The 8423-nt window shown below is 42.9% G+C and carries 6 protein-coding genes; all 6 read right to left on the bottom strand.

Annotated elements, in window-relative coordinates; genetic code table 11:
* Window positions 1-153 precede the first annotated feature (153 nt).
* Window positions 154-954 carry a type 1 glutamine amidotransferase gene (locus QSE00_RS09845; protein ID WP_286105802.1) on the bottom strand — a complete coding sequence of 267 codons (801 nt, stop codon included), beginning with the start codon at window positions 952-954 and terminating at the stop codon, window positions 154-156.
* A 2-nt stretch (window positions 955-956) separates the two neighbouring features.
* Entirely contained in the window at window positions 957-2129 is a 1173-nt protein-coding gene (locus QSE00_RS09840; RefSeq protein WP_286105801.1) for an iron-containing alcohol dehydrogenase, read from the bottom strand.
* Window positions 2130-2169: 40 nt separating this feature from the next.
* Window positions 2170-3555: an aldehyde dehydrogenase family protein gene (locus tag QSE00_RS09835; RefSeq protein WP_286105800.1), complete on the bottom strand. Its 1386-nt coding sequence runs from the start codon at window positions 3553-3555 to the stop codon at window positions 2170-2172.
* A gap of 3 nt (window positions 3556-3558) precedes the next feature.
* The gene (locus QSE00_RS09830) at window positions 3559-4935 is read right to left on the bottom strand and encodes a glutamine synthetase family protein (RefSeq protein WP_286105799.1); all 1377 of its coding nucleotides are present in this window, start codon (window positions 4933-4935) and stop codon (window positions 3559-3561) included.
* Between the two features lie 232 nt (window positions 4936-5167).
* Window positions 5168-6658 carry an amino acid permease gene (locus QSE00_RS09825; RefSeq protein ID WP_110357058.1) on the bottom strand — a complete coding sequence of 497 codons (1491 nt, stop codon included), beginning with the start codon at window positions 6656-6658 and terminating at the stop codon, window positions 5168-5170.
* 178 nt (window positions 6659-6836) lie between these two features.
* Window positions 6837-8417, bottom strand: coding sequence for a SusD/RagB family nutrient-binding outer membrane lipoprotein (locus tag QSE00_RS09820; protein WP_286105798.1), 1581 nt, complete (start codon window positions 8415-8417; stop codon window positions 6837-6839).
* Window positions 8418-8423 lie beyond the last annotated feature (6 nt).

Below are 8423 nucleotides of genomic sequence, written 5' to 3'. Positions count from 1 at the left end.
ATACGTAATTAGGATAATACCCCGTTTTTAGAGCTGGAGACTCATATTCGGGGTTTTGTTTTATCTAAAATACGAATTAATATGCTGAATATCAAGTATTTAATCTACCTCTGAAGGTGCCTATTAAAATCCATCCGTGTATAAAGATTCTTACTATTGTTTTCCTGCTATCAACTTTAACCAAGCCATTATTTCTTGGGTATGGAGTTGGTAATCGCTAATTTCGGGAGGAATTCCTTTCTGCTCCCTCAAGGATAAACAGAATTCCTGCACCTCCTCCAAAGAATTAAAAGCGTCACTTTTGACTAATTTTTCGGCCAAAAATGAACCGATCAAAGCCATATCCGAGCTACTAAATTCAGGGTGGTACTGCACCCCAAAAAACGATCCTTTTTTATAATCAAATGTCATTGCCTGTACCTTGGAGTGGGAATTACCGGCCAAAATAAGGGCGTTTTCGGGCACTTTTGTTACTTCATCATAGTGGATACATAGGGCTGAATACGTCCCCTTACGGTGGGAAGTCAACGGGTTTTGCCTTCCCAATGGTGTGAGGTCAATTGGCTTGGAAATACCAAACTCCAAACCGTTCTTACTTAACGCCACTTTGCCGCCAGCCACAACCGTGGCAACCTGCATCCCCCAACAACTACCATAAAACGGTACACCACTCTTAAAAACCTCCTCGGCAAAATTTAATTGTTGTTCAACATCAGGACTCTCATCCAAGACACTAAGGGAACTGCCTGTCCACAATACCCCATCATATTTTTTTATTTGTCCAGCTGTTGGCAATTCACTAGCCACATCCGCCGGAAAGGCAAAATCTGTCTGCGCCTTTGGAACCAACCCCCCCAACATTTCTTGGAACATAAGATGATAAGGCTTTATTCCAAAAGCTCCCCTTTCCAGGCGTGTTTGTTCGTTATTGCCTTCTACTATTAATAATCTCACGCTTACAGTCCATTTAAATCTCCAGACACAGCAGCCCTAAAAAGCTGCTCCAAATCTTTTGCGTTAACCGGTTTTGCATTGGAAGGTGTTGATGGATCTTTAAAGGCCATTTCCCCAATTTCCTTGGCATTATCAGTATCAATATCAATTTCCTTTAATGTATGTGGAATATTCAATTCTTTTCGCAGAGCGATTATATAATCGATAATAGCATCGGTACCCGAATTTTCCAGTCCGAGAACTTTGCTTAAATGCACCATTTTATCCTCAATTGCCGTCTTATTCTGTTTTAAGGCATAGGGCAATATTATGGCATTGAGCAAACCGTGTTGTTTATTGTAAATGGCTCCCAATTGATGGGCCACGGAATGCACCGAACCCAATCCCTTTTGAAAGGCGGTTGCCCCCATAGAGGCCGCAACCAGCATTTGTCCCCGGGCCTCCAAGTTTTTTCCATCTTTTACCGCCATTGGCAAATATTTGGCTATAATGCGAATAGCTTCTATAGCTATCCCTTCGGCCATTGGATGATATCCAGGAGCACAATAAGCCTCAATAGCATGTACCATGGCATCCACTCCCGTCCAAGCGGTGATATGAGGAGGTAAACCCAAAGTCAATTCAGGATCGGATATCACAATTGCTGGTAACATCTTAGGGTGAAAAATAATTTTCTTGGTATGCAATTTTTCATCCAAAATCACCGATGCCCTACCTACTTCAGATCCAGTACCTGCCGTAGTAGGGACCGCAATTATGGGTGCTATTCCGTCTAGGTCGGCATAACTCCAATTATCGCCCACATCTTCAAAATCCCAAAGCGATCTGGTCTGTCCGGACATAAATGCGATTGTCTTGGCCGCATCAATAGCAGAACCACCTCCAAAGGCTATAACCCCATCATGCTTATTTTTTTTAAAATGGGCCACGCCATCTACCACATTTTTTTCTGTAGGGTTTCCTTGTACATCACTGTATACCGTGAAATTTAGTCCGTCTGTTTTTAAAATGTTTACGGTATTTTCAACAATTTCCAATTTTACCAAGCCCTCGTCTGTAACAAATAAGGGGTTCTTTATTCCCAATTTTTTACATGCCTGTGAAATTTCATTTATTCTACCATTTCCAAACCAAATGGTGGTAGGATAATTCCAATTTGTATTTGCTAACTGCATTAATTCTTATTTTTTAAATTCAATAAATTGATCTATAGTTTTATTTGCCTTTTCGAAAATTAAACGACTTCACCCGTGTTACATGGTCGTAGCCAATTCTCGAGAGGGTAACGCCCTTGCCCGAATTTTTAACCCCTGTCCATGCCAGAGCCGGATCCAAATAATCGCAGCGGTTCATGAACACGGTTCCGGTTTCAATTCTCCTTCCCAAATCAATGGCCCTATCCATGTCCTTGCCCCATATGGAAGCGGTTAGTCCGTATTGGGAATCGTTCATAAGCCTCAAGGCTTCCTCATCGTTCTTTACTTTCATTATTCCAACTACAGGTCCAAAACTCTCCTCGCTCATTACATCCATACTATGATCCACATTGACCAACACATGCGGAGATAAATACGGGGTATCTTTTTTGGAAGCTGCGAATAGGGATTCCGACACCAAAGACTTGGCCCCCTTGCCCAATGCCTGCTCTATTTGCTTTCTTACGTAATTGGCGGCATCAGTCTTCACCATGGGTCCCAAATTGGTCCCCGTATCCAAAGGATTTCCCAATTTGTATTGCTTTGTTAAGGCTACAAATCCATCAATAAACTTATCGTACAAAGCCTCATGGACATAAATTCTTTCTATACCACAACAGGATTGACCACTATTAAAGAACGCCCCATCCACCAAATTTTCCACACTATTCTCCAAATTGGCATCGGCCATTACATAGGCAGGATCCTTCCCTCCCAGTTCCAGTCCACAGGGAATAAATTTATTGGTCAAAGAATTTTGAACGGCTATTCCTCCTTGTACCGATCCCGTAAAGTACACACCGTCTATCCGGCTATCGGCAATTAATTGGGCCGTATTTTTATGGTTTAAGTGGAGTATTTGAAAAACGCCCTTCGGAAGTCCGGCCTTGGCAGCTGCCTTCGCGTATCGCTCCGCCACCAGAGGCGTTTGAAAGGAATGCTTTAAAACAACCACGTTTCCTGCCATTAAAGCGGGAACAATAGCATTTACAGAGGTCAGGAAGGGATAGTTCCAAGGACTCAGCACACTCACTACGCCAATGGGAACACGTTCTACCCACCTTTTATCCGGATTGGCACTATCCTCTACTTTATAGTCGGTTAAAGCCTCTTCGGCTACACCGATCATATAATGGGCACGGTCTGCAAACCCTTTTATCTCGCCTGGGGATTGACCCAAAGGCCTACCCATTTGCCAGGTAATTTCGAGGGCTATGTCATTTATATCTTGGACAATGGCTTCTACGAATGATGTAATATACTTTGCTCGTTCTGCAATAGTTAAATCGGACCACGCTGAAAAAGCACTTTGGGCCTTGCTTAAGGCCTGCTCAATATCCTTGGGGCCATGTTCTTCGGCAGTATAATAAATAGTGCCGTCTATAGGTGATATGGTATTTATCATTTCTTATATTATTTCAAAATAGCGTTGTAATTGCCAGTCTGTTATGGCTCCAAGTTGTTGTTGATCCTCCCATAGTCGTGTATAGGCATAATGATCCACAAATATATCACCAAACAAGTCTCGTGCAATTTTTGAATTCTTAAATTTCTCGGCAGCATGGGATAAGGTCCTGGGCAACTGAAGTTCCTGGGAAAAATCTACATCATAGGCATTGCCGGCCACAGCTTTGGTGGGTTCAATTTTATTCTCTATACCCCATAATCCAGAGCCAATAGCGGCTGCAAGGGCCAAATAGGGATTAATATCGGCTGCCGAAACCCTGTATTCCACCCTTTGTGATTTTTCCGATCCCGGGATGGCCCTAAGTGCACAGGTTCTATTGTCCATGCCCCATGAGGCTGCCGTAGGGGCCCAAAAACCTGGAATGAGTCTTGTATAACTATTACAAGTAGAAGCAACCATGGCCAGTAATTCGGGCATTAATTTTTGTTGCCCTCCTAGAAACCACCGCATAACGTCTGACATTCCATGCTCCTTACCTTTGTCGTAAAAAGCCGAAGAACCATCCTTATTTTGTAATGAAATATGGATATGTCCGGATTGTCCTGGATAACTGGAAGACCATTTGGCCATAAATGAGGCCATTAGACTACGCTGCTGGGCCCATACCTTTACAAAGTTTTTAAACAACGCTCCATTATCGGCAGCCCTTAATGCCTCGGAATACTCAAGGGCCCCTTCGAGCACTCCGGCCCCGGTTTCGGTATGCAAACCTTCCAAAGGCATTCCCATTTCTTGGGAAAGCTCCATTATTTCGTGATAAAAACTGGCATGGGTAGAGCTTCGCAATATGGAATATCCAAAATTACCCGGCGTCATAGGTTCCAAATTATGATAGTTCTTATCGCGAATAGATTTAGGCGTTTCATTGAATAGAAAAAATTCGAATTCAAAAGATGCACTTGCCGTGTAGCCAATATTCCCCAATCTATCCAATGTTTTGCGCAGAATAGATCTGGGACAAACACTGGAAGCGCTACTCTCGGAAAAATCAACTAAAAATATTACGGATTTATAGTCTTCCGTAGGCAACATTCTCATACTTGAAGCATCTATAGTAGCGTTGGCATCCGTAAAACCATCTGCCCAACCCGTAAAGGAATCGTTCTTATATAAAACATCGTTGGAATCCCAACCAAAAATAACACTGCAAAATCCGAATCCCTTATCGAGGGCGGATAGGAATTTTTTGGAATTCACATATTTCCCTCGGAGCACCCCATCAACGTCGACCACGGCCAGCTTTATATTTTCAATTTGATGTTCGTTAATATAACTTCTGACCGATTCAGGTGTAATTTTAGAATCTTCCTTTTTCATAGGTTTATTTTATTTTTTTCAATGGGTCCTATGACAGCTACGTCATGGACAGTTTGGTTTAACTTAACTTTATTATGGTCGATTTTTCAACTTTTGTTCCAATGTCCTGTTTCAAAATACAGCAATTTTCACATAATGGGCATGTTGACAAAACCATGTTTCAAACCCACACATACTGACAAGGGCAGCTTCCATAAAAATATAGATTTATGCCCAGCTAAAACTATAAAATCTAGTTTTTTCCCTGTGCTTTTTTAAGGTCGTGCTCCAAGGCAAATTCTTCCTCTGGGGAGAGGATTAATCGGTGTCTCCCTTTAAGTCCAAAGTATAACAACCCTATTAACAAATAGCCCATAGAAATAAAAACTGCAGTTCTATAGGATTGGTCCTGTAACTGAAAATATATAATTACACTGGCCAGAAAAATGGTGACCCAGGCACCTGGCTTCCCAAAAGGACTAACATAGGGCCTTTCCAGATCGGGTTTATGTTTCCTCAACAATAAAAAGGAACCGCACTGTAGAATATAGGACAACATGGCGCTAAAAACAGCAATGTTCAACAAGGCCCCACCAATAAAGACCTCACTTTGGTTTCCAGCCAAAAGTTTGGTGATCATTAAAACCGTAAAACCAATTACTGACCCCAAAATTAAAGCGGTATAAGGTGTTTTTCTTTTACTGTGCGTAAGGGACAGCAAAACAGGAAAATAACCTGCCCTTGACAAGGAATAGATTTGTCTGCCGAAGGCAAAAATAATGGTATGGAATGATGCCAATAGACCAATGGAAGCTACCAAGGCCAAAAGCTTGGCTATATTATCCCCAAACAAAACCTTAAATCCGTCCAATAAGGGTTCTCCAGATTGCGAAAGGGCATAGGACCCCAAAGGTATTGAAGCATTTAGCCATAGGATTAAAAAAGCCGAAATGATCAAGGTAATAATCCCATAGGTGAGACCTTTGGGCATATCTTTCTTGGGATCAACGGATTCTTCAGCAGCCAAGGGCAATTGTTCAATGGCCAAGAACAGCCATACAGCAAAGGGCATCGCTTTGAGGGCTCCTTCCCAACCCAATGGGAAAAGGGAGCCTCCCCCTCCTGGCAAATGTTCGGCAGTACCATCGGCACCAGCCTTTATATCCAACGCATAGGTAGTAAAATCGGCACTACCAATGCTCGACACCCAAAAAATACCCAAACATCCCAATGCCAAAAAAGTAAGTGTAACGGTAAATTTAAAGGATAACTCTACTCCAACAATATTCAACAAGGTAAAGACGGTATAAAATCCGAACCACCAAAAAGGCAACAATTCCGGTGCCGTTTCAAAGATTCCCTGCATATAATTACTAAGAAAAAAAACGATTACGGCCGGGGTGAGTATAAATTCCAAATTCTCGACCAGGCCAGTAAAAAAACCGCCCCAAGGACCCATGGCCGATCTGGCAAAAGAATAGGCACCACCGGTATGCGGCAGGGCCGGAGACATTTCTGCAACGCTCTGTGTAAGTCCAATGTACATTACGGCTACAATACAGGTAGCAACGAACATTCCTCCCCATCCCCCTGATGCCAAGCCCAGGTTCCATCCGGAAAAATGCCCCGATATCACGGCCCCTACACCCAAAGCCCATAAGGACCAAACACCGGCATGGCGTTTAAGTTCACGGGATTCAAAATAGGATTTGTCCATTTTCTTGTACTTAACGCCTTTGCTCATAGCTCTTCTCTTGGTTTAGGTTTGATTATGTATTTCCAACTTAGGTAACTAATATACCATGAAATAAAAAAAATATCACCCTTTAAACTTGAAGGATTCATATTATTAATAAAAAGACCATGGGGAAGAATCCCCATGGTCCGTAAGATTCACAGTACTTATCTTATTGATTTCACATTTAATTATTACTGGCCACATCCCACCACAGTCTGGTGTTTAAGTCGTCTCCTCCCATACGGGTAACGGCCTGCTGATAATTGGCATTATTTGTTGATTTCACCGAATTGGGATACTGAAACCTTACGGGTACCTTTTTATCATTTACGGCATCCGGACCAGGTATTACTTCTGGCATTCCGGTACGCCTCCAATCGGACCAAGCTTCAAAACCTGTATAAAAGAGGGCTATCCATTTTTGTAAGGCTACTTTTTCCAGCTTTTCAGCGGCTGTACCTGTATAGGCCACTGTAGTCTGGGCAATATACGCATCCAGGTCAAAGGCTTGTAGGTCGGCAGCGATCTCGTTCCATCCACCGGCAACGATCCTATCCAAATAGTACGAAAAGGAGGCTCGGATACCATTTTCATAGTAAGTGGCGGCATCGCCAACGGTTATAAAATTTCTTTCCCTTGCCTCGGCCAGGATAAACTGGAGCTCTGAATAGTCCATTATAATGGTTTGGGAAGCGGTTGGTGAAGCAAGTTCCACATTACAGGCCCTACAGGCCATTAGAATTCCTATTCTAGAGATGAAGTTGGATCCCACCTCATCGGGGTTTCCAGTAGGGCTATACCCTAAGGCGGCCTCATCATCCAAGCCATTCGGCATGCCTACATAATCATCCAGATTATCAGAATAGATCCCTTTTCCGGAATTGGAAGTGGGTTGGGCAAAAACGATAAGCCTTCTATCATTTAGGTCCTTTAGCCTGGTTTCCAAGGTAAGGCTCAACCTAACCTCATCAAAACTACCAGATCGGGTATCGTATTTGGGTTGGGGGTTATCGGAATTCCATTGCAACAGGGCGGCATCCCCATTACTTTCAAATATGGGATAGGTTGTAGGGTCGCCCATAATCTCGGACATACCGGCTATGGCCTTGGCTTGGTCCACATCACTGATCCTCATTAAGAGACGAAGCCTTAGCGAGTTGGCAAACTTCCTCCATTTAAGTACATCCCCACCGTATAATATATCCCCTGATATATTTTGTGTACCTGTCAATGCGGTATTGGCAGCCTTCAGGTCGGCCAAAAGACCGTCGTATATTTCCTGCTGGGGCGTAAATTCGGGTGTAATATTATCATCGCTTATTCCCTTTACAGCATCCGTGTAGGGAACATCCCCATAGGAATCCGTTAAATAGGAATAAATCCATGACTTAACGATCAAGCCTACGCCGTAATAGTTTTGGCGATCCGGATTCTCTTGGGTATCACGAACAATATTCATGATATCACGCAGCCCGTCATAGGCATCGTTATAAGGATCGCTAGTTGGGGACCATTGGTAGATATCCCCAGAAGTAAATTGTAATCGTGCTCCATATTGAACGACCGTAAAGCCTTCCTCCCATCCTTGGTTTCCCCAATTATAGGCCATCTGTCTTAAAACCCCGGGCAAAAGCAGTTCCGAGGAAGCCTGCTCCGGAAAGTTGGGATTTTGATTTATTTCTTCAAAGTCTTCCGTACAACCCATAAAAGCTGCCAAAAGAAACATCATGAAAAAACCCTTTTTTGTTATATGTATGTTTTTCATCTTTTA

The organism is Arenibacter flavimaris (genome assembly GCF_030291335.1).
Lineage (GTDB): Bacteria > Bacteroidota > Bacteroidia > Flavobacteriales > Flavobacteriaceae > Arenibacter.
This window is presented reverse-complemented; position numbering and strand designations above follow the sequence as displayed.